This window comes from Sphingomonas sp. CFBP9019 (genome assembly GCF_034045155.1).
Lineage (GTDB): Bacteria > Pseudomonadota > Alphaproteobacteria > Sphingomonadales > Sphingomonadaceae > Sphingomonas > Sphingomonas aerolata.
The window spans coordinates 212,641-239,136 of the sequence record NZ_JAXCWK010000002.1; the positions used below are offsets into that span (position 1 = coordinate 212,641).

General features: G+C 67.7%; 18 protein-coding genes and 1 riboswitch. Of the genes, 6 read left to right on the forward strand and 12 right to left on the reverse strand.

Annotated elements, in window-relative coordinates; all coding sequences use genetic code 11:
* From SOM18_RS05000 to SOM18_RS05020, 5 genes are read right to left on the reverse strand one after another with little or no spacing between them, the layout of a single operon-like run.
* Positions 1-1,743, reverse strand: a complete 1,743-nt coding sequence (locus SOM18_RS05000; protein ID WP_031440367.1) for a glycoside hydrolase family 9 protein — start codon at positions 1,741-1,743, stop codon at positions 1-3.
* Positions 1,743-3,245: a tryptophan halogenase family protein gene (locus SOM18_RS05005; protein ID WP_320481416.1), complete on the reverse strand. Its 1,503-nt coding sequence runs from the start codon at positions 3,243-3,245 to the stop codon at positions 1,743-1,745. Before SOM18_RS05005 ends, SOM18_RS05000 begins: the two co-directional genes overlap by 1 nt.
* Positions 3,242-4,759, reverse strand: coding sequence for a tryptophan halogenase family protein (locus tag SOM18_RS05010; RefSeq protein WP_031439863.1), 1,518 nt, complete (start codon positions 4,757-4,759; stop codon positions 3,242-3,244). The genes SOM18_RS05005 and SOM18_RS05010 overlap by 4 nt, the downstream gene beginning before the upstream one ends.
* Positions 4,756-6,159 carry a tryptophan 7-halogenase gene (locus tag SOM18_RS05015; RefSeq protein ID WP_081874180.1) on the reverse strand — a complete coding sequence of 468 codons (1,404 nt, stop codon included), beginning with the start codon at positions 6,157-6,159 and terminating at the stop codon, positions 4,756-4,758. The genes SOM18_RS05010 and SOM18_RS05015 overlap by 4 nt, the downstream gene beginning before the upstream one ends.
* Entirely contained in the window at positions 6,156-7,682 is a 1,527-nt protein-coding gene (locus SOM18_RS05020) for a tryptophan halogenase family protein (RefSeq protein ID WP_414712101.1), read from the reverse strand. Before SOM18_RS05020 ends, SOM18_RS05015 begins: the two co-directional genes overlap by 4 nt.
* Positions 7,683-7,839: 157 nt before the next feature.
* Here SOM18_RS05020 and SOM18_RS05025 point away from each other — a divergent pair, with 157 nt between their 5' ends.
* The gene (locus tag SOM18_RS05025) at positions 7,840-11,229 is read left to right on the forward strand and encodes a TonB-dependent receptor (protein ID WP_052380858.1); all 3,390 of its coding nucleotides are present in this window, start codon (positions 7,840-7,842) and stop codon (positions 11,227-11,229) included.
* 102 nt (positions 11,230-11,331) lie between these two features.
* Here SOM18_RS05025 and SOM18_RS05030 read toward each other — a convergent pair whose 3' ends face one another.
* The 5 genes from SOM18_RS05030 to SOM18_RS05050 form a co-directional block, all read right to left on the reverse strand.
* Positions 11,332-12,474, reverse strand: a complete 1,143-nt coding sequence (locus SOM18_RS05030) for an endo-1,4-beta-xylanase (RefSeq protein WP_031439867.1) — start codon at positions 12,472-12,474, stop codon at positions 11,332-11,334.
* A gap of 135 nt (positions 12,475-12,609) precedes the next feature.
* On the reverse strand, positions 12,610-14,016 hold the full coding sequence (locus tag SOM18_RS05035) for a DUF2779 domain-containing protein (RefSeq protein WP_320481418.1): 1,407 nt from the start codon (positions 14,014-14,016) through the stop codon (positions 12,610-12,612).
* A 58-nt stretch (positions 14,017-14,074) separates the two neighbouring features.
* Entirely contained in the window at positions 14,075-14,446 is a 372-nt protein-coding gene (locus tag SOM18_RS05040) for a hypothetical protein (RefSeq protein WP_320481419.1), read from the reverse strand.
* A 23-nt stretch (positions 14,447-14,469) separates the two neighbouring features.
* Positions 14,470-15,066, reverse strand: coding sequence for a response regulator transcription factor (locus SOM18_RS05045; protein ID WP_031393582.1), 597 nt, complete (start codon positions 15,064-15,066; stop codon positions 14,470-14,472).
* A complete protein-coding gene (locus tag SOM18_RS05050) occupies positions 15,063-16,616 on the reverse strand; it encodes an ATP-binding protein (RefSeq protein WP_128082007.1) in 1,554 nt (517 codons plus the stop codon). Before SOM18_RS05050 ends, SOM18_RS05045 begins: the two co-directional genes overlap by 4 nt.
* 230 nt (positions 16,617-16,846) lie before the next feature.
* Between SOM18_RS05050 and SOM18_RS05055 the strand changes: the two genes are divergently transcribed.
* Positions 16,847-17,131, forward strand: a complete 285-nt coding sequence (locus tag SOM18_RS05055) for a hypothetical protein (RefSeq protein WP_037527406.1) — start codon at positions 16,847-16,849, stop codon at positions 17,129-17,131.
* Positions 17,132-17,244: 113 nt separating this feature from the next.
* On the opposite strand, the gene SOM18_RS05060 is transcribed toward SOM18_RS05055, so the two are convergent.
* Both SOM18_RS05060 and SOM18_RS05065 read right to left on the reverse strand, forming a co-directional pair.
* Positions 17,245-18,378, reverse strand: a complete 1,134-nt coding sequence (locus SOM18_RS05060) for a hypothetical protein (RefSeq protein WP_037527408.1) — start codon at positions 18,376-18,378, stop codon at positions 17,245-17,247.
* A 127-nt stretch (positions 18,379-18,505) separates the two neighbouring features.
* Positions 18,506-20,677, reverse strand: coding sequence for a TonB-dependent receptor (locus SOM18_RS05065; RefSeq protein WP_320481420.1), 2,172 nt, complete (start codon positions 20,675-20,677; stop codon positions 18,506-18,508).
* A gap of 168 nt (positions 20,678-20,845) precedes the next feature.
* A riboswitch (cobalamin riboswitch) is annotated at positions 20,846-21,084 on the reverse strand.
* 220 nt (positions 21,085-21,304) lie between these two features.
* On the opposite strand from SOM18_RS05065, the gene SOM18_RS05070 reads away from it, so the two are divergent.
* The 4 genes from SOM18_RS05070 (at position 21,305) to SOM18_RS05085 (ending at position 26,405) form a co-directional block, all read left to right on the forward strand.
* Positions 21,305-23,005 carry a catalase gene (locus SOM18_RS05070; RefSeq protein WP_320481421.1) on the forward strand — a complete coding sequence of 567 codons (1,701 nt, stop codon included), beginning with the start codon at positions 21,305-21,307 and terminating at the stop codon, positions 23,003-23,005.
* Between the two features lie 70 nt (positions 23,006-23,075).
* On the forward strand, positions 23,076-23,648 hold the full coding sequence (locus tag SOM18_RS05075) for an ankyrin repeat domain-containing protein (RefSeq protein WP_081874398.1): 573 nt from the start codon (positions 23,076-23,078) through the stop codon (positions 23,646-23,648).
* Positions 23,649-23,741: 93 nt separating this feature from the next.
* Positions 23,742-23,951: a hypothetical protein gene (locus SOM18_RS05080; protein WP_166746187.1), complete on the forward strand. Its 210-nt coding sequence runs from the start codon at positions 23,742-23,744 to the stop codon at positions 23,949-23,951.
* A gap of 141 nt (positions 23,952-24,092) precedes the next feature.
* Entirely contained in the window at positions 24,093-26,405 is a 2,313-nt protein-coding gene (locus tag SOM18_RS05085) for a glycoside hydrolase family 127 protein (protein WP_031441611.1), read from the forward strand.
* Positions 26,406-26,496: the final 91 nt, after the last annotated feature.

The following is a 26,496-nucleotide window of genomic DNA, read 5'->3' on the forward strand; positions in this document are numbered from 1 at the left end:
TCAGTCGCTGTCGAGATAGGCGGCGACCCAGACGAGCGGCGCGTTCCAGTTGATCGCCACCTCGTTCAGCGCATAGGCGTTGATGTCGTCCGTCCAGCAGCGTTGCGGCGCGCACCGGCCTTTCAGTTTCACGGCGACCGGATCGACCATCGCGCTGTTGTTGGGGCCGCCCGACACCACCCCCGGCGGCGGCGGTGGCGAAGATGCCGACAGCTGATGCGCCCAGAACCGGTGATGCGGGTTGGTCAGCGGCTTCCACCCGGTCCCCGAGACATAGGATTGGCCCAGCGGATTGCGACCGAGGATATAATCGGCCGCATCGACGACGCCGGCGCGGTAGCGCGCATCGCCGGTGAAACGCTGTGCGAGGCCAAGCAGCATCGCGCGGTTGAGGATGCTGGAATTCGAGCCCCAATTATAGGTCTGCGACGCGTAGGGGATGCGGTAGCCGGTGTGCGTGGTTTCGGCGAGGAAGCCGTCGGCGGCCGCGACGATCGCCGCACGTGCGCTATCGCGGATCGTCGCGGGAACGCCGCTTGCGGTCGCGAGCGTGATCATGCCGAGTGGTGCGACGCTGGCCCAGCCGGGTTCGCCGGTCGCGCCGGTCGGCAGCGCTGCGCGGTAGGCGGTATCGCCGGTCGTCGCGAACAGCTCGGCTGCAGCCCAGGCGCGTTCGTCGTCGAGCGTCTCGTCGCCATAGCCGCCGCTGCCGGTGAAGCCCTGCGCCGCGAAGATCGCGGGGTTGCGCTGCGCGGCGGTCCAGGCGGCGCGCGCGGCGGCAAGGCACCGCGCGGCAAAGGCGGGATCGATCGGCTGCCACAGCCGCGCGGCCTGCGCTGCAACCGCGGCAAGATTCAGCGTTGCCGCGGTCGAGGGCGGGTAGAGGAGCCGCGGTTCCTTGTCGTCGGCGGGCGCGGTCGGCAATGTCGTCCAGCGCGCGTCGGCAACCTTGTGATGCGCCATGCCGCCCGCGTCGACCGGCGTAAGTGCAAGCCGGCCCGAGCGATCATGCGGCCCGACGGGGAGTGCGACGCGGGTGCCTGTGGGGACCTGCATCCGCAGCATCCACTCGACCTCCCACCGCGCTTCGTCGAGCAGGTCGTCGCGGCGGTTGCCGGCTTCCGGCAGCCGCGCCTGACCATCGGCGAACACGCGACGCGCAAGCCCGGTTTCGTAGAGATTCTGCAGCGTCCACACCGCGATGCCGCCGTTGACGACATATTTGCCATGGTCGCCTGCGTCGTACCAGCCGCCGGTGACGTCGAGCGTATAGGGGCAGCCGGACCAGACATTGCCCTTCTCGTCCGCGCCCGAAAAACAGGCGGCGACCTCGCGCGGGTGTCCGGCCGCGCGCGCCCAGCGGGCACCGGCCCAGCGCGCGTTGATCGGCGTGCCGGCGCGCTGCTGGTAGAAGAAGTTGAGCGCGTCCAGCGCGAGTGGGGCGTAGACGTCGCGGCCGACGCGGAAACGGCCGCTTTCGGTCCCGTCGACGCGCAGCTGGTAGTTGCCCGGGCGGGTGAGCGCGGTGAAGCGCGCGACATGGACATGATCGCCCGACGCCGCGTCGTCACCGCCGACGCTGGTGCGTCCCGCCAGCACGGTCTTGCCGGCGTCGTCGACCACGACCCAGTCGAGCGGCCGCGTCGCGTGATCGGCGACGATCGCAAGCTTGGGGTCTTCGGGACGGAAGCCGAGCTGGTTGAGGTTGATGACGGCCGCGGCAAGGAAGAGGGCGATGGGCATCAGATTGTCCTGTCCTGGCCCAACCGTGCCAGCGCGTCGGCATGGGGGGGCATGTGCGTCAGCGAGGTGGCGACGACGCGTTCGATCTGAGCGAGCCGCTTTGCCGCGATGGCGATCGGCAGCGCGTCGCAGATTGGGTCATGGCCGGTCACGGGTGCGTCCTGTCCGGTCAGCAGAGCAAGCCGGCTGACCTCGTTGAACAGCTCGTCCGCTTCGCGGAAAATGCGTCCGCCGGCGCGGAACAGCGCGAGCTTTTCGGCGAGGCCATCCGGGATCGGCGCCGCCGCGCGCTCGCGCCAGAAGGGTTCGGTACGGGCATTGAGGCGATAATGCGCGACGAGGAAATCGCGGATCCGGACGAACTCGCCGGTCATCGTGCGATTATATCGGTCGACGATCGCCGGGGCAGGGGGACCGCCCGCCGGAAGCATTCGCAACAGATGCTGAAGCCCGCTCTGCACCAGATGAATGCTGGTTGATTCCAGTGGCTCCATGAACCCCGCCGCGAGGCCGAGCGCGATGCAGTTGCCGCTCCAGAACCGGGTGCGGTGCCCGGTGGCGAAGCGGATCACGCGCGGGTCGGCCAGTGTCTCACCCTCCAGCCCTGCGAGCAGCGTCGCGGTCGCTTCGTCCTCGCTGCAGTGGCGGCTGGAAAAGACATGCCCGTTGCCGGTGCGATGCTGCAGCGGGATACGCCAGCGCCAGCCGGCGGGTTCCGCGATCGCCCGCGTGAGCGCGAGCGGCGCGGCGTCGGCGGCCGACGGGACCGCGACCGCACGATCGCACGGCAGCCATTGTGACCAGTCGGTCCAGCCCGCCTGCAGCGCGCCTTCTATCAGCAGCGCGCGAAACCCCGTGCAGTCGAGGAACAGGTCGCCCTCGACACGGCTGCCATCGGCGAGATGGACCGCGGCAATTCCGGCGGGGCCACGCTCGACGCGGTCGACCCGGCCCTCGCGGCGGATGACGCCGTGCGCCTCGGCCTGCGCGCGCAGGAACACGGCGTAGCGGCCTGCGTCGAAATGATAGGCGTAGCCGATCCGCGACAGCGGTGAATCACCGTTCGCGATCGGGCGCGAGAAACGGCCGGCTTGGGCGGCGCGGGCTTCGAGCGAATAGGCGCCGAGCGCTTCGGCGGCCCCCGCCTGGCGGGCGCGCAGCCACTGCGCGGCGAATGGCACGCCGGCGATGTCGGTCCCGATCTGGCCGAACGGATGGACGTAGGATTCGCCCGGGCGCGTCCAGCCCTCGAAGCGGATGCCGAGCTTGTAGCTGCCGCCGGTCGCGCGGAGGAATGCGTCCTCGTCGATCCCGAGCATCGCGTGAAAGGTGCGGATCGGAGGGATCGTTGCCTCGCCGACGCCGATCGTGGCGATGTCGTCCGATTCCACGAGCGTCACGCGCGTCCCAGCCGGGCCCAGCAGTCGGCCGAACGCGACCGCGGCCATCCAGCCCGCGGTACCACCGCCGACGATCACGACCGATCCGAGCGTGCCGGTCATGCGCGCACCCGCGTCGGGCAAATGCGGGCCAGATAGTCCTCGTGCCGGGGCATTCGCGATGCGGCATCGGCGAACATCGCGCGCAGCCGGTCGAACCGTGCATCGACCTCCCGCGCGTCGACCGCATCGGCCAGCCGGTCCCAGCCGTCGGGAACGATGCCCTGGCCCAGCAGCACCGCGACCCAGCTCGCCTCCGCGAACAGATCGTCCTCCCACCGGAACAGGCGTCCGCGGCGACGCCACAAGGCGAGCTTCTCGCTCAAGCTGTCGGGGATCGCCCGCGCACGCGTCTCGCGCCAGAATGGCGAATCCTCGCGGCGCGTCGCATGGTAATGGAGGATGAGGAAGTCGCGGACCTGGTCGAACTGCGTCGCCGCCAGCCGGTTATAGGTGTCGATCTCGACCGGCGAGAAGCCCTGGTCGGGAAACAAGGCGAGCAGCTTCGAGATGCCGGTCTGGACCATGTGGATGCTGGTCGATTCGAGCGGTTCGGTAAAACCGGAGGCAAGGCCCAACGCGACGACGTTGCCGATCCACTGCTTGCGCCGCCGTCCCGCGGTGAAGCGCAGCAGGCGTGGTTCGGCGAGCGGGGTGCCGTCGACCCCGGCGCGCAGCGTCGCCGCGGCCTTGTCGTCCGAACAATGCGCGCTGCTATAGACATAGCCGTTGCCGGTGCGGTGCTGCAGCGGGATGCGCCATTGCCAGCCGGCCGCGCGCGCGGTCGAACGGGTATAGGGGGTGATCGCCGCGCCGGCGTTCGCGGTCGGCATCGCGACGGCCCGGTCGCAGGGCAGCCAGTGCGTCCAGTCCTCATAGCCCGCGCCCAGCGTCTGCTCGATCAGCAGGCCGCGGAACCCCGAACAGTCGAGGAACAGGTCCCCTTCGATGACGCGGTCGCCGGCCAGCGTGACGTGGCGGACATGGCCGGTCTCGCCGTCGAGCGCGACATCGACGACATCGCCTTCGACGCGCACGACACCGTCGCGCTCGGCGCGGCCGCGCAGGAAGCGTGCATAAAGGCCCGCGTCGAAATGATAGGCGTGCGCCATCTGCGACAGCACCGACGCCGGGTCGGGCGAGGGGGGTATGAACCGTCCCGCGCGCGCGGCGACCGCGCACAGCGAATAGGCCTCGATATCCTCGACGATCCCGGCGGCGCGGCGGCGACGCCAATATTGGTGGAAGCGCACACCCTCGATATCGAAACCGAACCCGCCAAAGGGATGCAGATAGCGCTCGCCAACCGCACCCCAGTTGACGAACTCGATCCCGAGCTTGAAGCTCCCCGCGGTCGCGGCGAGGAATTCGGCTTCTTCGATTCCCAGCATCGCGTTGAAGCCGCGGATCGGCGGGATCGTCGCTTCGCCGACGCCGACGGTGCCGATCGCGTCGGACTCGATCAGGGTGATGCTTGCCCCGGTCGGGATCAGCCGTGCGAGCGCGGCCGCCGCCATCCAGCCGGCCGTGCCGCCGCCGACGATGACGATGCGGCGGACGGGGGCGCCGATCGTCATGCGCGCGCCCGCAACGCGGCCATCGCCTGCGCATAAGGGGGAAGCGCGCGGACCTGCGCGATGACCCGCGCGCGCTGCTCGGCCAGATGCCGTTCGATCGCCGCCAGCGGCACTATGTCCGCGCGCGCATCGTAACGGCGCGGCATGAGGCCCATCGCGTCGAACATCACCGCCCAATCCTCTTCCTCGAACGGTTCGTCGTCATACATCGGCAACCGCCCGCGCGCCGCGAACAGAGCGTGTTTGGCGGCGACTGGTCCGGGTAGCGATGCCGCGCGGCGGTCGTCCCACAGCGCGCCGGCGCGACCGGCCACGGCATAGTGCGCGATCAGGAAGTCGCGCGCGCCCTGCAGCGCCCCGGCCGCGGTGCGGTTAAAGGCGGCGGCTTCGACGGGTGCCTGCGGTCCAGCGGGCCAGAGCTGGATCAACTGCGCGAGCGACCGCAGCAGCAGCGTCAGTGCGGTCGGGTGCAGCGGTTCGAGCAGACCCGCGGCGGCGCCTAGTGCGATGCAATTGCCCCGCCATGCCTGAACGCGGCGCGCCGCGTGGAACGGCTTGCCGGTGCCGCCAACGCTGCACGTCAGTCGCACATCCGCGCCGTCGAGCGGCCAGGTCGCCGTCCAGCCCGCGTCCTGCGCATCGACCTGCGTATAGGGCGGGGGGGCGCCCTGCGCGGACACCGTCTCGGTATGCGTGCGGTTGCAGGGCAACCAGCCGGACCAGTCTTCGGACGCGGGGCTGGTACGGCTGGCGATGCGCGCGTCGGTTCCCGAACAGTCGAGGACGATCCAGGGTTCGATCCCGGTACCGTCCGCAAGGGTCAGCCTCTCGACGATGCCGTTCGCTGCGATCTCGGCATCGACGAAGTCCGCGGACGCGCGTTCGGCCCCCGCTCGCAGCGCCGCCCCGCGCAACAGCGCTTCATAGGGCGCGACGGGCAGATGCAGCGCATGCGCGATCGGCGCCCCGGGCGCGAACCGGCCCGCCTGCGCGGCGACCGCAGACAGCGCGTGATCGGCCAGCCGGACCGGGTGCCCCGCCGCGCGCAGCCGTCCGGCGAGCTGGTGGAACGCGATGCCCTCGAGCGGCGCACCGGTCTCACCATAAGACAGGAACGTCGCCGCGCCGTCGGCCCGCCAGCCGCCGAACGCGACGCCCAGCGCATGGCCGCCGCCCGTCATCCGAACGAGTGCCGCCGCATCGAGACCGAGATCGGCATGGAAGCCCGCGAGCGCTGGCGGCACCGCGATCACCGGTGCGAAATCGCCCAGGCCATCGCCGCCGGTGCCGTCGTCGATCACCACTACGCGGTAGGACTCGCGTGGCAAGCGCCGCGCCAGCGCTGCCGCGGCGATCCAGCCACACAGGTTCGCGCCCAGCACAGCGACCGTGGCTGTCACGCGGCAGCCCCGATCCGCGCAAGATAGTCCGCATGCGATGGCATCCCCGCGGCGGTGCGGCGGCAGGCGTCGGCGACCGCCGCGACACGCGCGCGCGCGTCCGCGACGGGCAGTGCGGCGACGAGGGGGTGGATGCGTTCGGGCATGATTCGCTGGCCATAATAGACCGCGAGCCAGCTCGCGGGCAGGAACATGCCCTCGCGATATTGTTCGACGATGCCGCGATCGCGAAAGGCAGCGATCTTCCCGGCCAGCGAGGGGGGCAGGTCCATCGTCCGCATGTGGCGCCAGAACGGCGTGTCGTCACGCTCGGTCGCGCAATAATGCAGAACCAGAAAGTCGCGGACGCGGTCATATTCCAGCGCCATCGCGCGGTTGAATTCCGCGGCATCCGCAGGGTCGAGCACGGCGTCGTTCGGGAACAGCTCGATCAGCTTGCCGATGGCCAGCTGGATCAGGTGGATGCTGGTCGACTCGAGCGGCTCGAGAAACCCGGCGGAAAGGCCGATCGCCACGCAATTGTCGATCCACTGGCGCTGCCGACGCCCGGTGCGGAATCGCAGCATCCGCGGCTCGGCCAGGGGCTCGCCCTCGAGATTGTCGAGCAGCACCGCGCGCGCGCGGTCCGGATCGGTGAAGCGCGTCGAGAAGACATGACCGTTCCCGGTGCGATGCTGCAGCGGGATCCGCCATTGCCAGCCGGCGTCGCGCGCGGTGGCGCGGGTATAGGGGACGGGGGGACCGGTGTTCGCCGTCGGGACCGCCCAGGCCGCGTCGCAGGGCAGCCAGTGCGCCCAATCCTCGTGTCCCGCCTTCAGGGCGCCTTCGATCAGCAAGGCGCGGAACCCTGAACAGTCGACGAACAGATCACCCTCGATCCGCTGCCCGTCCGCCAGGCGAAGGGCCGCGATACCGCTCGGGCCCCGTTCGACGTGCTCGACGCGACCCTCGATCCGCGTCACGCCGCGGGCTTCAGCATAGTCGCGCAGATACGCGGCATAGAGCCCGGCATCGAACTGATACGCATAGGAATAGGTCGACCCGACCGATCGCGGATCGTCGAGCGGCGGCGTGAAACGCCCGGCACGCGCGGCGACGATCGGGAGCGAGCAGGCGGCGAGCGCGGGCGTCTCATCCGGCCTGCCCCGGGTCGCGTGGAGCCAATGCTGATGGAATGGCAGTCCGTCGATGTCATGCCCGAAATCGCCGAACGGATGGATGTAGCTGTCGCCGATCCGACCCCAATCGCAGAACTCGATACCCAGCTTGAACGTCGCCTTGGTACGCCGGACGAAATCGGCTTCGTCGATACCCAGTCTTTGATTGAAGAAACGGATGTGTGGCACCGTGGCCTCACCGACACCGACGGTGCCGATCTCCTCGGACTCGACCAGCGTGATGTCGGCCAGCCGTGCCGCGGACGGCGTACCGGTCGTTAGGCCGAGCGTCGCCGCGGTCATCCAGCCTGCGGTACCGCCACCAACGATAACGATGCGTAGCCGAGCACGTTCGTCCAATTCCACCCCCCGGCTATGTTGCAATCATGCAACAAGCCTAGCAATTCACTTAAAAACCGTCCGATTCAGTCTAGGCCGAACTCATCCCTCTCGCTACCAAACATTGTAAGAAAAAAGCGCTTACAAATGATAGCGCTAACACAATGAGGGGATGCCGGGAGTCATGGCCAAGTTCGAGATCACACGCGCCGCGCGTCGCGGGAACCTCCTCAAAGGTGGTGCCTCCTTGCTTGCGCTGTGCCTGGCCGCCGCGCCAAACGGCGCTCTGGCTCAGCAAGCCGATGCCGCCGCCGGCCAGACCACGCTGACGCCGAACGCGGCCGGGCGTACCGCATCTTCTGATCGCACTGCGGCGACGGTGGCCGGGGCGCCCCAGGCGGGCGCGGCACAGCCCTCCGCCAACGGGCAGGTGCCCTCGGGCGGTGCCGAGGTGACGCAGGCCGAGCAGTCGACCGCGACGCCGCAGGACGAAGCCGCCGATCAGGACATCGTCGTCACCGGCATCCGCCAGAGCCTGAAGAGTGCTCAGGCGATCAAGCGCAACTCCGAAGTCGTGGGCGATTCGATCTCGTCCGAAGACATCGGCGCGCTGCCCGACCGTTCGGTCACCGAAGCGCTGCAGCGCGTGCCTGGCGTGTCGATCAGCCGCTTCTCGGCCGGTGCCGATCCCGATCACTTCGCGACCGAAGGGTCGGGCGTCACCGTCCGCGGCCTCAGCTACACGCGCTCCGAGATCAACGGCCGGGATTCGTTCAGCGCGAACAACGGCCGCGGCCTGTCCTTCGCCGACGTGCCCGCCGAACTGCTTGGCGGCGTCGACGTGTTCAAGAGCCCGTCCGCCGACATGATCGAAGGCGGCATCGGCGGGTCGGTCAATCTGCGCACGCGCCTGCCGTTCGATTCCACCGGACTGGTGCTGGGCGGGACGCTCGAAAACAACTACGGCGATTTCGTCAAGAAGTCGGCACCGACGGTCTCGGTGCTCGGCAGTAATCGCTGGGAAACCGGCATCGGCGACTTCGGCATCCTTGCCAGCTTCGTGCGCTCGCAGGTCCGCAGCCGCGCCGACAGCGTGCAGATCTCGAACTGGGGCGAGCGCGTGATCGGCGCCGACGGATCGCTGCTGCAGCCGGTCGACGCGACCACCGGCGTGGTCAACACCGGCCGCACCGTCTACGTGCCCCGTGGCGCGGCGATCCGCAGCCAGGAGTTCAACCGCACGCGCTACGGCTATTCGGCCGCCGGCCAGTGGCGCAGTCCCGACAAGTCGATGACCGCGACCGCGCAGTTCCTGCGGACCGACTCGCGCGAGGCGTGGACCGAGAATTCGATCGAGGTCGCGACCGACAACGTGCTGGCGGCAGGCGACACGCAGCCCTTCCCCGGCACCAGCTTTGCCTATGACGACGATAATGTCTTCACCAGCGGGATCATCACCGGCCCGAACGGCTATCGTGCCGATCAGGATCCGGCGAACGGCGGCGATCAGCGCACGCCGAGCAACGGCCTGCAGAGCAACAACATCTCGCGCGGCAACCAGTCACGCTTCCGCACCAACGACGCCAGCTTCAACCTTAAGTGGCAGGCGACGAACCGGCTCGGCATCAACCTCGACTACCAGCATGTCTGGTCGCAGGTGAAGGTCACCGACCTGACCGTCTGGGGCACGACCTTCCAGAATGCCGACATCCGGCTCGACGGGACCAACCCGGCCTATGTGAACTTCATCCCGGTGACGAACACGCCGAACAATTACCAGAACGCCGCGCACCCGAGCTATCTCGATGCGTATAACAACTTCTACCGTTCGGCGATGGACCATATCGAGGACAGCGAGGGCAACGAGGACGCTGCGCGCATCGACCTCGATTATTCCTTCCCCGAGGATAGCTGGCTGACCTCGGTCCGCGTCGGCTATCGCTTCGCCGATCGCCAGAATGAAGCCCGCTCAACCGGCTATAACTGGGGCGTGCTCAGCGAGATCTGGGGCGGCGGCAACAACCAGGACAATGCAGCGGCGCCGACCGGCCCGGGTGGTCCGGTCTGGTTCGATCGCCCGATCGACGGCAATCCCGTCACGCGTAATACGGGCAATCTCGGACCGCAGCAGGCCTTCCTCTACGACAACTTCTTCCGCGGCAAGGCGAACGACTCGTCGAACGGCGGGCGCGTGTTCGTGCCGGGGTCGTTCCTCCAGGATTATGGTGCGGCAACGCAGGCGATCAGCCAGATCGCGCAGGAATGGCGCAACTTCACGAGCAACCTGTCGGGTGCCAATGGCTGGGTGCCGCTGGCGGGCCGTGCCGGCGTCGTCGCCGGAACGCCGTTCCTGCCCGGTGAGATCAACCCGGTCAGCGAGCGCAACAACGCGGTCTATGCGATGGCGCGATTTGGCAACGACCTGTCGAACGGCTGGAACCTGAGCGGCAATATCGGTGTGCGGTACACCAAGACGGATCGGGTCTCGTCGGGCTTCTTCGCCTTCCCGCAACAGTCGTTCAGCTGCGTCGCGCCGACCAACGGGCAGCCGGTCTCGCGGTTCTGCGCGTTGCCGCAAGCCGTACGCGACGCGGCGGCGGCGTTCCAGAACGGCAGCACGACGCCCAACGACGCCAAGCTGAGCTACGACTATTTCCTCCCAAGCTTTAACGTGAAGCTGGCGATGGGCGGTGGTCTTCAGTTCCGCGCGGCGTTCACCAAGAGCGTCGCTCCGCCGGATTTCGGGCTGACCCGGTCCTATTACAACATCAATCTGAACACGAGCGACCAGACGATCCTGTTCAACGGCGCGCCGGTCGCGACCTTCCAGGTCGGCAACCCGTTTCTGAAGCCGGTTCGTGCGGACAATTACGATGTCACCGCGGAATGGTATTTCTCGAACGTCGGCCAGCTCACGCTGTCGCTGTTCAAGAAGGACCTGTACGGCGTGCAGACCAACAGCCTGCAGCGTCAGAGCTTCACCAACAACGGCGCGACATTCGACGGGATCATCACGACCCCGCTGAACTCGACCGAGACGGGGCGCGTGAAGGGGTTCGAGGTCGGCTATCAGCAGACTTATGATTTCCTGCCCGGGTTCCTGAGCGGGTTCGGTCTCGCGGCCAATTTCACCTACGTGAAGTCGTCGGGCGTGTCGCAGCAGAATCTCGACTCCGACGATCCCAACGTCACCGCCGGGATCATCTCCAACGTCGACACCAGCGGGCTGCCGTTGCAGGGGCTGTCGAAATACCAGTTCAACTTCGCGCCCTTCTATCAGCGTAACGGGCTGGAGGTACGCGCCGCGTATAACTGGCGGTCCAAGAACCTGCTGACGATCCGCGACGTGATCGTGCCGAATTCGCCGGTCTACGCGGAGAAATACGGGCAGCTCGACGCCTCGATCTTCTACGCGGTGACGCCAGCGATCAAGATGGGGTTCCAGGGCGTCAACCTGACCAACTCGATCACGCGCACGTCATATGTGATCAACGATGATCTGCTGACGCGGCCGCGCAACTGGTTCATCGCGGATCGCCGCTTCACCTTCTCGATCCGCGCGTCGTTCAGATAAGCGCGAAAGGGTCGGCCGGGGCGGCCGACCCTTTCGATCCTTTTCCCGTTCTCCCCCCTGGGCGCCGCGCGACAACCGCGGTGCCCTTTTTTTGTTCGGGCGTCAGGTGCGGGGCGGGGCGGCAGCAAGCGCGGCGGCGATCGCCGTGTACATCGGTTTGGGCTTGAACGCGGCGTCATAGGGGCAGGGGCGGCGGCGGGCCTTGTCCTTGCGCGGCTCGAACCCCTCGATCCAGCTATATCGGTCGGTCATCCCCCACAGCAGCACGTCGCGAAGCTGCGGATAGGCGAGCATCACGTCGAGATAGCCGCGCGTGAAATCGGCCACCGCCTGGTCGCGGACCGTGAAATCGGCGGGGAGTGCGTTGTCGCGGACGTCGAGCTCGGTGATCACCAGCCCATAGCCCATCGCGGTGACCGCATCGAGGAAGCGGCGCCACTCGCCCTCGAGCCCTGCGATCGTCGCACGCGCGTCGATTCCCTGGGTGACGAGGTGAGATTGCACCCCCAGCGCATCCACCGGCACGCCGCGCGCCTTGAACCCTTCGAGCAGCTTGAGCACGCCGGCGCGGTGCGTGGCGTTGCCGGGCTCCCAGCTCATATAGTCGTTATAGACCAGCTGCGCGTGCGGCGCGACGCGGCGCGCGGTGTGGAAGGCCAGGTCCAGCGTTGCCTCGGGGCTGCCGAGCGCGCGCGACAAAGCGGTCTGGTACAGGCTCGCATCCTTGGGATCGACCGCCTCGTTGACGACGTCATAGCTGCGGATCCTCGTGCCATAGCGGCGGCATACCGTGGTGATATGATCGACCAGCAGATGTTCTGCGGCGCGCGCGGGGCGCGCGCCGAAATCATGCGCTTCTTCCCAGCGCGGCATCCATTTGGGCTGATGCCACAGCAGATTATGCCCGCGCACCGGCAGTGCGTTGGCGTCCGCCCAGGCCATCATCGCATCGAAGCGGGTAAAGTCGAAGGCGGTCGCGCTCGGCCGCAACGCCTGCCACTTCATCTCGTTTTCGGCCACGAGCAGACCGCAGTCGCGCTTGAGCAGGTTGGCGTAGGCCGGGTTCGCGAACGAGCCGCGATCGGCACCTGGGGCACCCCATGCGAAACTCGACCCCAGCCGCATCCCCTTGGCCGCGGCGATGCCGTGCAGGCCGGTCGGCGCAGGTGCGGCCGTTCCACGGGCGCCGGCCGATACGGCAAGACCCGTCAGCATCGCCAGCCCGGTGCGTCGCGTAATTTCCACAGCACATCCTCTCTTATGATAGCGCTAACGCTGACGGTTTCTCCGCAACAGGTCAATCCCGAAGTCTCTGATTTGATACGCAAACTGGATGGCCGAAGACGCAACGGTTCGGTGGCAAGAGGGCCTTGGACGTGTCTATGCAACGGGGGAAGGTGGGCCCGGTTCAATCAGCCGTTCTGCAACGACCCGCATCGCCTCGACATCCCGGCCGCAATAGAGGCGCAGGGCGGCATCGAGTTCGGCGCGGCGCTCTGGCGTAGATGCGACGTCGACCGCTTCGCGATACGCCGCGACCGCGTCGCCGCCGTCCCGTACGGCCAGCGTAGCATAATCGAGATGCGGTGCGATCGTCGGCAGGACCGCCTTGATCGACCAGCTTCCGCGCTGGTCCCGGTGGTACCAATGGTCGCGGGTGACGGGCAGCAGGTCGACGATGCGCGCGGCGAGATCGTCGAGCACGGCGGCGAGATCGGGATAGGCACGCGCGAGGCGCAGCACGACGTTGCGTTCGAAACGGGCGTGCCAGGCGATGACCGCGCCGGTCCGTGGCAGTGCGGCAAGCGCCTGGGCACAGGCGCGGCGCGGATCTTTGCCGCTCAGATCGAGGAACTCGCGCCGTACGATGCCGTGGTCAGCGGCTTCGACATCCGCGACGAATTGAAACGGCACCTGCTCATAGGGCGCGCAGCCGGGCCAGACCGGCACCGCGTCGCTGACGGTTTCGAAGTCCAGCCAGGTACGCGGATACGACCAGCCGGCCATCACCTGCGCAGCGCCCGCGGGGTCATGCTCGACCTGCCCGGTCATCGTGGCGCGGTGGACGCGGCGGTCGGTGTCGGAGCGCAGATCCTCGACTGGGACGAGCGTCAGGTCGTCGATGCCGCGGCGCAGGAACGCTTTGCCTGCGCCGCGCGGCAGGATCGTCACGGGCCAGTACGGACCCGCCGGCAAACCTGCGTGGCAATAGTCGGTGAAGACACAGGTGTACGGCGCGTGACAGTGATCGCCGACGATCGCCGCAGGTTCGCTTTGTGTCAGCAAGGCCTTGGCCGCACCGATGCGCGCGCCTTGTGTCGCCACGATCGGCGCAACCAGCGCGGTCACGTCGGTATCGACGAACAGCCCGCCGCGGTCCCCCGAGCGGTCCAGCGTGAAGTCGCGATCGAGGTGGCGGACGTGAACCGATGTGATGCGGAGGCCGTTGGCGGCGGCGACCCAGGCCTGAGTCGCGAGTGCGGCGAGATGGTCCGGCTTTGCCTTGGTCGAACCGCGAACGGCAATGATGCGCCAGCCGTCGCCATCCGGTTCGAGGATATCGACGATCGCCTGCACGCCGTCGTGGAAGAACTGCGCGCCCGCGATGGTCTGGCGGGTCGCAATCGCTGCGCCGGTCGCTGCTGACGCTGCCGATCGACCGGAGGCGGGGTCGATCATGACCATGTCAGGCATTTGCCGCCGCGCCTCGGCAGCAATCGCATGCGCGGTCGCCCGACGATCGGCGGCATCGTTCGTCGGGCCTGCGCTGTCGGGCCGAAACGTCATCAGCCACGATTGCCGCGGGCACCGCTCGAACGCGGCGAGGCGCGATGGCGAGAGCGTCTCAGGCGGCAAAATCACACCCCTCCATCGACCATCCGTCCCAGCGCATCACGAGATCCCGCGCGTCGCGCGACGTTGCGGGATCGACCGCGACCGCGTCGATCCGTTCGGCCTGGCGTTCGATCAGGCGGAGCCACTTGGCGCGGACCGCCTCGACGTCCGCCGGGAGCATGTAGCGATGCCATAAGCGCGCGACGCGTCGTTCGATGAAAAGGCGCTCGAGCACGTCGCGCGTGCGGTCCAACGGCAGTCCGGCATGGCTGCGCCGCAATTCGCCGACGATATGCGACGGATAGATCTCGCGGCGGGTCTTGAGCAGGTCGAGAATGGCCCGTTCGATCATCGTCTCGTCGATCGCCGTGGTGGTCGGCATGAAACCTCCGTCAAAGGATGCGGTCACCGCGCGAGCGCGATCAACTGGGCAAGACCGTTGGTACCGGTCTTGGCGACGATGGCCGCGCGGTGATCTTCGACCGTCTTGGGGCTGAGCCCGAGGATGTCGGCAACGGCCTTGTTGCTATGTCCCTGCACGAGCAGGTCGAACACCTGACGTTCGCGCGCCGACAGGGCTGCGGTTCGTGCGCGGATGCTGCGTTGGCGCCGGGACCACGCGACCCCCTCGTCGACCGCGCTGAGGAGGCGTGTCTCGTCGAGCGGCTTTTCCAGATAATCGAGGCCGCCATAGCGCCGCACCGAATCCACGGCATTCGCGGTCGTCGGCCACGCGGTCATGAAGACGATCGCAACCGCGGGGTCGATCATCCGCACGCGGTCGGCAAAGCCGAAGCCGTCGAGGTCGCCCATCATGATGTCGGTGACGATGCACAGCGCCGGTGCTTCTGCGTAGACCGACAGCAGCATGACCGGGTCGAGAAAGGGTTCGGCGGCATGACCGTGACGGCAGAGCAGTCGTGCGACGGCCGCGCCGAGGTCATGGTCGTCATCGACGACATAGACGGCGGCACGATCCGGCTGATTGGCGGGGAGTGTCATGACTCGGCTCCGGGGCGCGGGAGGGATAGCGTCGCGCAGATGGTGCCGTCGGCGTGCGTGACACGCTCCACCGTGCCGCCATGGGCTTCGACGATCGCCCGCGCCACGAGCGCCCCGACGCCCATGCCGGGGCGTGCTTCCCGCCGATCGGGGCAGCGGTTCGCGACCATGACCATGACCCGGTCCTCGTTCTGATGGGCGGAGAGCGCGACACGACCGTCGCACGCCTGCACCGCATTGCGGACCAGATTGACCACCGCCTGCGCGAGCTCAATCTCCTGGCCGAAGACGACCAAGTCGGGATCGATGGGCGACACCTCCACCACGACCCGCGCCGCCCTGGCCTCGGCACGGGTCAATGCCGTGACGGTCTCGACCAGCGCGGACAGGGGCAGGGCGCTCGGTTCGTCGACCGATCGACCGCCGAAACGGCGCAGCCGGCGGACCAGAGTGGACAGCGCCGCCGCCTTGCGGTCGATCAGCGCGGCGGTCTGGGCGATGTCCGGATCGGCGGCGACGGTGATCTCGTGCAGGTGCTTGGCCTCGATCGCCAGCGTCGAAAGCGGCTGGCTGATCTCGTGGATCACCGCCACCGACATGGCGCGCAGCGTCTTCAGCCGTTCCGCCTGGAACAGCATGCGGTCGCGCCGCGACAGGTCGCTTTGGGCCCGCGCCTGCGCATCGGCGAAGCTGCCGGCGAGGTAGCCGACGACGACGATCGATGCGAGGCTCATGTGCAAGGCGAGCCGTTCGGCGACGGGCAGTTCGGTCGCGGTAAAGGGGAGGACGATCGCCGCGACGATCACGATCGCGCACCAGCCTGCGGTGCGGCCGAAGCGCAAGCCGATCCAGGCGACCGCGAGCAGCGCTGGGGCGGCGGGCACGCCCAGCCCGATCTCTGCCAGCAGCGTGCTCGCGGCGATCGCTGCGCCGAGGACGAGGGCCGCTTCGGCCAGTCCGGCAAGCTGGCGGAGCGTCGGGCGGTGCAGTGCCCGGGGCCGGTCCTGCCCCGCATGGACCACCCAGAGCAAGGGCGGGGCGATCAGCAACACGCCGAGCAGGTCGCCGACGACAAAGCCTGTCAGCGATGCCACCGTCTGACGAAGGCCCGAGACGCCCGTTAATTCGGGACTGAACAAGGTCCAGGGCAGCGCCGCCATGGTCGCCGCGACCGGCGCGGTGACTGCGGCGAGGCCGAGCGGCATCGGCGCGACGCCGAGGCTCGATTGCGACCGCGCCGCGACGTGGCGGACCAGCCAGACGACGATGCCATAGGTCAGCGCGGGCCGGGCGACGCCGTTTGCCGCGGTCAGCCAGCCGGCCTGACCCGGAACGATGATGCCGGCGATCGTCTGCACGATCAGTTCCGTCGCCATCACCGCCAGCGTCAGCCGCGGGCCACGGCTCCACAGCAGCGCCAGCCTGACGCCCGCGGCGGGATAGAGCAGCGAGTAGAAGCCCTGACCGCCCCAGCCTGCCGCGGCCTGGTGCGCGGCCGCGAACGCCGCTGCATAGCCGATGAGCCAGGGAAGGTCGGCCAGTCGTGGCACTGTTTTGCCGGCTACGGCACCGATCGAGAGGCGGGGCGGAGAGGGAGGCAGCGGCATTGAGGGCTGCCTAGCCGCATCCGGCGCCGATAGGCCATCGGGGAAATTCCCGGGTTTTCGGCGCGGCGGCGATGGCCATGATGATCGCGAGCCAGCCCCGGGAATGTATCGATGCCAGCCCATAGTGTCTCGCGATCGCGGAATCGTCACCGCGTAACGGGCGCAGCCGTACGATGACGGAAGGACCTGATCCGATTCACGAGGTGCGCGAGCTCTGGTACCAGGAGGATGGCAGCGTCATCGTCTACAGCCATCAGGTCGTGCCGCGGCGGTGGTGGAACCGCCTGACGCGGCCGATCGGCGTGCTGCTGATCGTGCTCGCCGTCGCGTGGCCCGCATTGCTGCTATCTCATGGATGGACATGGCTGGGCCTGGCGTTTGCCATTGGCGACGTGTGCGTCGTGTTCGTCGGCCGTGATCTGATCCTGTGGGGGGCCAGGCGCTGGAGCGATCCATAGGCAACCGCGTTTAGACGCGGAATCGGAAGGTCTGCGCAGCAGGGCGGGCGCCCTGACGGGCTTGTGGCTCGCCAGGGCACATCATGCAATGGCCGGCCCCCCCGACCGGCTGGTCAGTCGCCGGGGAGGGCGGCACCGGCGACTGCGAACAGATCCGCCGCGGAGTGGCGGGACAGGTCGATCGGAAACGCCGCGCTCATCGACACGCCCGCCGGCGCGTCGTTCGCATCGAAGCCGAGCGCGCGGCAGGCCGCCACGCTCGCCTTGGTCCTGCAGGCGAGCCCGCCGCCATGTGCAAAGACGTTCAGCAGCACCCGGCGTGCGTGCGAGCGCGGCCGGATGCGCAGATCGGGAACGTCAGTATAATAGATCTCCAGCGCGCCGGGGCAGAGCCGGGCGAGATCGTCGAGCAGCGCCTCGCGCTCGTTCGGCGCGGCGGTCGGTTCGGTGCGCAGCGCTTCCTCGTCACCATCGGTTTCATCATCGGCCTCGCTCTCTCCGGCCAGATCCTCGACGGCGGGTGCGGGGCGGTCGGCGAGCAGCCGGGCGAGCCGCTCCTCGAACGCGACCGGATCGACCGCTGGCGCGTCGCCGGGTTCGGTGCCGTCGTTGCAGGGCGGCATGAACGCGGCAATGAGGTCCCGCTCGATCGGCGCAAGCCAGTGCTTCTTCACCCATGCGCTCGGCCGCTGCCCGGGCTCGGGGAGCATGGTCGCGGCCAGGTCGCGCGGCAATTGGAGATAGGTGAAGCCGAGGTGATCGAGCATCGTGGCCTCGTTCCCCGGCCCGAACACATCCCAGTGTGCGGCTGCGAGCTGCGCCTTGGCGAAGGTGCAGCTGCCGCCCTTGCGCTGGAGAAGCGGGCTTTCATCGCCGTTCAGTGCCAGCATCGCAACGATCGTCTCGATCGGTCCGTTGGGCTCTGCGGCGGCGAGCGCATGCAGATGCTTGAGATGCCGACGGGCGAAGGTGACATAGGGCGAGCGCAGCGTCTGATAGGTGACGTGCTTCTCCCAGCGCTCGAGGACCGATCCGCCAAAGGGCCGCTCGGCCTTGCCGGCATATAGGCCGACATAGACGAGCCGGTCGTCATGGAACATGCCGTAGATGCCGGGCCCGCGCAGTGCCTCCGGCTCCCCCGCCCAGGGTGCCCGCGGCACGGCGCGCAGGTTCATCCATGCCGGCTTGCCGAGCGTGGGCGGCACGGGACGGAGGGTAAACAGCTCGGAAGCCCGGTAAAACGGCATGCGCAATGTCTCCTCATGGGGTGGCCATGCGGCTTAGGCGGGCGCGCGCGCGACCGGCTATCCGGGGTTTTCCCGGGGGGCGACATCGCCGGCGGCCCGTCCCAAGGGCTGCCGGCCGCGGGGCGCGCTAGAAGCCGACGCGAAGCGAGACGTCGACCGCGCGGGGACGGCCGAGCACCCATTGCTGGTTGTTGTACGTGCTGATCGCATAGTTTCGGTCGAATAAATTGTAGCCGTGGATGTCGACCGCGAGCCGTGGCGTCACTGCATAGGAGAGCGTTGCATCGACCATGGTGTAGCTGGGGACGCGAAAGCTGTTGGCGTTGTCCGAATAGCGGCGCCCGACGTAGCGCAGCCCGGCGCGCGCCTGGAGCGCACGCGTTGCGTTCCAGCGCAGCCAGAGATTGGCGAGCGTCTCGGGCACGTCCGGCGGGGTATTGCCGTCAAAGCGCGTGTCGCCGGAGACGAAGTCGTCGAACGTCGCGTCGAGTATGCTGCCGTTCGCATCGATCCCGACACCGTAAGGCAGATCGAGCGATACCGCGGCCTCGATACCCCTGGCCGATCGCTGGCCTACCTGCTCGACCGGGCTCGTCGGGGTCAGCTGCGCCAGCAGGCGTTTCTTGACGATGCGGTAGGCGGCGAGGGTGGCGTTGCCGCGACCGTCGAGGAACACTGCCTTGGCGCCGACCTCGACCTGGTCGCCGACCGCGTTGCTGAACTGCACCTGCCCGGTCGAATAGGTCGTCAGCGTCCCCAGCGGGTCCACGCCGGTGGCATATTGCGCATAGAGCGACACCATCGGGATCGGCTGATAGACGCTCCCGATCCGCCAGGTCAGATTGTGCAGCCGCTTGTCGAGCACGAACGTCTCGGTACCGGCGCCGCCCGGATAGTCGATCGACCAGCGGCGAATCGTGTCGCGCTCGTAGCGCACGCCGCCAACGATCGAGACGTGCGTGCCGAGCTTAAGCCGATCCTCGGCAAAGACCGCATATTCGGTCGTGCGCGTGCGGTAGCGCGGTGCGATGCCTTGCGTGTCGACGATCAGACCGGGATCGAACGCGAAGGGATCGACCTCCGAAACCTGGGGATCAGACCCGAAATTATGGGAGTAGGTCAGCTTGATGAGGTTGACGTCGAAGCCCATGACAAGGTCGTTGCCGACGCCATCGGCGACGTCCGTCCTGAACGTCACGCTCCCCTGATCGCCCCACTGCGTCTGGTCGTGGACGATGCCGGTCATGTCGGTGCGCAGGATGCTGCCGGGAGTGCCGGTGTTGCCGCTGCCGTTGGCGCAGACGCCGTCCGCGGCGATCCAGCAATAGGTTTCGAGATTGCGCCAGGAGCGTTTGGAGGTGAGGCGATAGGCCTGGTTGCTGACGGTGACCGCATCGCTCGGCGTCCAGTCGAGCTGCAGGCTGGTACGGTTGTCCCGGTAGCGGATGACGCCGTCACGTGTGTTGTAGTTGCGCTCCCGGATGCGGTCGTCGAGCCGTCCTTCGATCAGCGGCGTGCCGAAATAGCGCATCGGCTTCTGGTCGCCATAATCGTCCCGCGCGGTGACGACGAGCGTGTCGGTCGGTGCCCAGCGAAGCGTGCCCGAGACGGCATGGCTGCGCGACTGGCCACGATCGACATAGCCGTCGGACCGGCGATAGCTGCCGTCGATGCGGTAGGAGAGGCGCTCGGTGATCGGCCCCCCTGCGCCCGCCGCGACATGGAAGCTGTCCTGCGAGCCATAGCCGATCTCGCCCTCCACGTGCGTCCGCTGCGTATCGGGTTTGCGCATCAGGACATTCACCGCGCCGCCCAGTGCGCCCTGGCCGTAGAGCACGGAGGCCGGGCCGCTCAGGATGTCGATCCGCTCGACCATCCACGGATCGGTCGGAAAGGTGATCGTGCCGGCCGCCGGGAACAGCCTGATGCCGTCGATGAGCTGGAGCACGGAGCCCTGACCGCTGAACCCCCGCGCGGCGAGTGCGGTGCCGCCATTACCGGGATTGCCCGCGTTGCTGATGCCCGGTGCGCGGCTCGTCGCGTCGATCACGGACAGGTCGCCACGCGCGCGGATCGTGGCGCCATCGATGACCGAGAGCGTCGCGGGGGTCTCGAGCGGCGTGAGGCCCAGGCGGCTGCCGGTCGCATTCGGCGTGGTGAGCGTGTCCTGGGCATGCTGTCCGACGATCAGGATGTCCTTGGTATCGGGATCCGGCACGGACTGGGCGTGGATTTGTGCTGCGAAGACAGGCGACAGAATAGCCCCCGCGAGCGCGAGGCGAGACAATAGGAACGGCATTACGGTAATCCCCCGGGCGTCTGGCGAACCCGGCAGGGACCTCCCGCGAACGGCCGACATCCGCGCCAGCCGGACGCGATTGCGACCGGCACGCATGCCCGTGCGGTCCCCACCGCACACGTCGTCGCTCGACGGAGTACCGTGCCGCGGCCACCCCCTGGGCCAGGCAAGAGCGACCAGACGCCGGCAGGTCTCCTGGCTCACGGGTCACCACACGATGCACGGCCTTCCCAGGCCCTCATGACGCAACGTCTGGCCCAGTGGCTGCCCCTTCCTTTGCAGGAAGAAGCGAAATGCATCGCGCTCGCCGCTTACAGTTGCAGGGACAGCCTCGGCTTCAGGTGGCGAACCACCCTCACCGCGTTCCCTATTAAGCCCCTTCCGGGGCACCGACGCGATCATGCCGTCCTGCTCGGATCGAACAGGTCAGCGGCGCCGGTCTATCCCGGTCAGGATCGTTCGGCAATCGTCCGGCGAGCGGCACGATGGCGGCTCGATCGTCCTGCTCGATTGCTGTGATCCAGAAGCTCCGTTTGGCGCGATGCGCGTCCTCGATCAGGAGGCGGCGGTGCCGCACGCTCTGTGCGGGGATGCCACGCTGATGGCATGCAGGATTAAGGGATCGAGATGAAGAACGTGAAGAGCCGTCAGGCCGTGACGGCGATGCTGCTGGCTGCGACATCGGCTGGTGCCATGATTCAGCCGGTTGCCGCGCAGACGGTGGCGCCGGCCGAGACGCAGGCGGAAACCCGCATGACGACCGCTGCGGCACCGTCCAGCGCCGGCAAGCCCGCGCTGGCGCAGGCCGGTGTGGCCGGCACGGTCGAAGCCAAGGGTGATTCGGCCAGTGTCGCCGCACCGCAGATGACCCGCGACAATGGTGCGCCGATCGGCGAGAACCGCCATTCGAAGGCGGCGGGTGACCTTGGCCCCGTCCTGCTCGAGGACACGACGCTGATCGAGAAGCTCGCACGCTTCGACCGGGAGCGCGTGCCCGAGCGCGTCGTCCATGCCCGCGGAACCGGTGCCCACGGCGTCTTCACCGCGACCGCGGACATTTCGAGCATCACCGACGCATCGCTGTTCATGCCCGGCAAGCAGACGCCGGTGTTCGTCCGCTTCTCGACCGTGATCCACCCCTCGGGCAGCCCAGAGGGCATGCGGGATCCGCGCGGCTTTGCGACCAAATTCTATACCGATCAGGGCAATTGGGATCTGGTCGGCAACAACCTGCCGATCTTCTTCATCCGTGACGCGATCCAGTTTCCGGACATGATCCACGCGCTCAAGCCCTCGCCTGTGACGAACAAGCAGGACCCCAATCGCTTCTTCGACTTCTTCTCGGCGACGCCCGAGGCGACCAATATGCTCGCGCATGTCTATTCGAACCTCGGTACGCCGGCATCCTACCGGACGATGGACGGCAACGGCGTCCATGCCTTCAAGCTGGTCAATGCCAAGGGCGAAACAATGTTCGCCAAGTTCCGCTGGATCAGCCGCCAGGGCGTGCGCAACCTGAACGGCGCGCAGGTGGCGACCGCGACCTGGAACTACCTGACCGACGATCTCTATGGCGAGATCGGCAAGGGCAATTTCCCCGTCTGGGACCTGATGGTGCAGACGATGTCGGCATCGGCGTTTGCCAAGCTCGACTATAATCCGTTCGACGACACCAAGGAATGGCTGGGCGTGCCGTTCCGCAAGATCGGCGAGATGACGCTCAACAAGGTGCCGACCAACTTCTTCGACTATACCGAGCAGTCGGCGTTCGCGCCTGCCAACCTCGTGCCGGGGATCGAGGCGTCGCCGGACCGGATGCTGCAGGGGCGGCTGTTCTCCTATTCGGACACGCAGCGCTATCGCATCGGCGCCAATGCGATGCAGTTGCCGGTCAATCGTCCGCTCGCGAGCGTCGTCAACAATTACCAGGACGGCCAGCTCGACCACGCCAACCGCGCGTCCGACGTGAATTATTTCCCGGCGGCGACCGCGGCAAAGTCGACCGATGCCCGCTTCCGTGCCGCGCCCTATGGCATCGACGCGACCGTCGATGCGAAGCCAGTCGCCAAGACCAACAACTTCGCGCAGGCGGGCGAATTCTACCGGGCGCTGAAGCCGCAGGACAAGGCGGATCTGGTCACCAACCTGGCGGGTGATCTCAATGTCGTGACGTCGGCGCGGACGAAGACGATCATGGTCAGCTACTTCTACCAGGCGGACAAGGACTTCGGCACGCGCCTGGCAACCGCGGTGAACGTGCCGATCGCCAACGTGTCGCGCGCGGTGGCGGACTATCGCGCCGCCAACCCGGGCCAGGGCGCCCGCTGATCCCGGGGCAGGAGGCGCGGCATGGCGCGCGCCTCCTGCCGTGGCAGACTTCAAGGAAACGAGACCGACGATGCTGACTTATCTTGCCGCGCTGCTCGCCGCGGCTGGCCCAGAGGCCGCTGCGACCGAGCGACAGGCGCCTCCTTCGGTCGCGACCTTGCCAACACCCGAGCGTCGCCAGCAGCTGCTGTTCGAGGCGGCCCGGCTCGGCCGCACGGACATGATCGATCCGCTGCTCAAGGCCGGCGCCGACATCAATGCCTATGACGAGCGCGGTTTCACGCCCCTGATCCTGGCGGCGTATAACGGACAGCTTGCTACAGTCGACGCGCTGATCGGCAAGGGCGCCGACGCCTGCCGTCCGGATCGCGACCAAGGCAATAGCGCGCAGATGGGTGTCGCGTTCAAGGGCGAGGATGCGATCGCGGCACGGCTGCTGAAGGCAGGGTGCGACGTGAACGCGCGCAATCATGCCGGGCAGACCGCGTTGATGATGGCATCGCTGTTCAATCGCCGGGCACAGGTCGACCTGTTGCTGGCGGCGGGTGCGGACCGGACGATCCAGGATGCGGCGGGACGATCGGCAGGTTCGGTCGCGGCCGGGCAGGGCAACGCTGCCATGGCGGAACGCGTGAAGCGCTAAAGCAAGTCTTCGGGCGTCCCGCGCGCCACGGCGGGCCGTGTCGCTACCGTTCCGCATTGACGCGGCGCGGCATCCGGGGCCATCGCGTTGGCCATGACCAAGAGCAAGGGACGCACCGGCGCACACGCGCGCGCCAATATCCAGCCTGCGCCGACAGCCGCCGAGCTCGACGCAGCCAAGCGCGAGGCCGTCCAGATCGAGGGGCGGCTCGCCGGCCTCGCGGCCGGGCATCCGTCGGTCAAGATCTGGAAGGCCCGCCTCCGGGCCGCGCAGGCGGTGATCGCTCGTGCGCCGCGCGACTGAGACGTTTGCGTAGGTTCGGCCGGGTCTGGATCACGGCGCACTGATGATCACAATCACACCGTCAGCTCATGTCAGTCCCGGGATTTACTCCGACAAGTGAAGCCGATAGCCTGTGTCTAAAGACGTGGCTGGGAGAGTGACATGGGTTGGACGCGTCGCGGCGCGCTAGGCGCGGGGATCGCACTGGGGGCGGTGCCGCCATTCGCCTTGGCGGCGGCGGGCGCACCCTCGGCAGCGACCCCCTTTCCGCTGTCGCAGGTGCGGTTGCGGCCGTCGATCTTCCTGACGTCGGTGCAGGCGAACCAGCGCTATCTGCTGTCACTCGATGCGAACCGTCTGCTGCACAATTTCCATGCCGGGGCAGGGTTGCCGACCAAGGGCGAAGTCTATGGCGGATGGGAGTCGCGCGGGATCGCCGGGCATTCGCTCGGCCATTATCTTAGCGCGCTGTCGCTGGTCTACGCGCAGACGGGGGACCAGCCGTTCCGTGACCGCGCGGCCTATATCGTCGCCGAACTCAAGGCGATCCAGCGGAAGCAGGGGGATGGCTATGCCGGCGGGACAACCGTCGAGCGCGGCGGCAAGACCGTCGATGGCAAGGTGGTGTACGAGGAGCTGCGCAAGCGGGAGATCCGGTCGACCGGGTTCAGCCTGAACGAAGGGTGGGTGCCGCTGTACACCTATCACAAGGTGATGGCGGGCGTGCTCGACGCGCACCGGCATGCCGGACTTGCAGAGGGTCTGGCCGTGGCGATCGGGCTCGGGACCTATCTCGGCACGATCCTGGAGGGACTGAGCGACGTCCAGGTGCAGGACATCCTGCGGACCGAACATGGCGGGCTGACCGAATCCTATGCCGAGCTGTACACGCGAACCGGCAATCGCCGCTGGCTGACGCTGGCCGAACGGCTGCGGCATCACGCGATCGTCGACCCGCTCAGGGACGCGCGCGACGACCTCGCGGGGCATCATGCCAACACCCAGATCCCGAAGATCGTGGGGGAGGCGCGGCTGCATGAGCTGACCGGCGATACCGATCATGCCAGGGTCGCGCGGTCATTCTGGACGATCGTGACGCGCGACCACAGCTATGTCATCGGCGGCAATTCGGACCATGAGCATTTCGGCGAGCCGCGCAAGCTTGCCCAGCGGCTCGACCAGCAGACGTGCGAGGCGTGCAACAGCTACAACATGCTGCGCCTGACCCGGCATCTCTATGGCTGGACCGGTGATGCGCGCTATTTCGACTTTTACGAACGCGCGCATCTCAACCACATCATGAGCCAGCAGCACCCCGATACGGGGATGTTCACTTATTTCACCGCGCTGGCGCCGGGCATGGGGCGCGTGCATTCGAGCCCGACCGAGGATTTCTGGTGCTGCGTCGGGTCGGGCATGGAAAGCCATTCGAAGCATGGCGAGAGCATCTACTGGAAGCGCGGCGATGCGGTTGCGATCAACCTCTATTATGCCTCCACGCTGGATGCCCCCAAGGCGAAGCTCGACATCGATACGCAATTCCCGCTCGGCGACACGGTGCGGATCGCGGTCAGGACGGCGCCACGGACGCTGGCGCTCCGCGTGCCCGGCTGGTGCACCGCCCCGCTGTTGCAGGTGAACGGCAGAACGGCCGGCGTGCGCGACGGCGCGTATCTGCTGCTGACCGGGCTCAAGGCGGGCGACCGGATTGCCTTGTCGCTGCCCATGCCGGTGCGCGTCGAAGCGATGCCGGACGATCCAAGGCTGGTCGCGTTCCTCAGCGGCCCGCTGGTCCTTGCGGCCGATATGGGCGCGGGGGACCGTCGGTCCGACGGGCCGGACCCCGCGCTCGTCACCGACCGGACGGAACCGGAGCTGGTGAAGGCGACCGGATTGCACCGGTATAGACTGGGCGGGCAGGGCAAGCCGGGCGACCTGACGCTGCGACCGTTTTTTGCGCAGCATGACAACCGCACCGCCGTCTATTTTCGCCGGTTCGGTACCGCCGAGTGGCCGACCGCGCAGCTCGCCTGGGCGCGTGCGTCGCAGGAGCGGGCGGCGCTGGCCGCGCGGACGGTCGATGTGATCCGGCTGGGCGAGCAGCAGCCCGAGGTCGATCACGCGTTCGCCGACAGCGGCAACTCGGCGGCGGTGTCGCATGTCGCCGACCGCAGCCGCAACGTGAACATCGGGTATTTCGAATTCGACCTGACCGTTGCGCCGGGGCCGCTGACGCTGCAGGTCGAATATGGCGGCGGGCAGCGCAACAAGGATTTCCGGATCTCGGTCGATGGTACGCCGTTGGCGCGCGAGCGGCTCACGGGTGACGTCACCGCCGCCCGCAACGTCCGGACCTATACGCTGCCGCCCGAAACCACGCGCGGCAAATCGAGAATCCGCGTCCGCTTCGAGTCCGACACATGGCAGGGGGTCGAGGTCTATACGGTGCGGACGATGCGATCCGAGACGATCTGACCGGTACTACGGTCGATAGGCCCCGGGGGATTTCCGGCTGGTCGGTTAGGTCCGGGGGCGGTATCGGGCCACCCCGCGGATCGTCGATCGG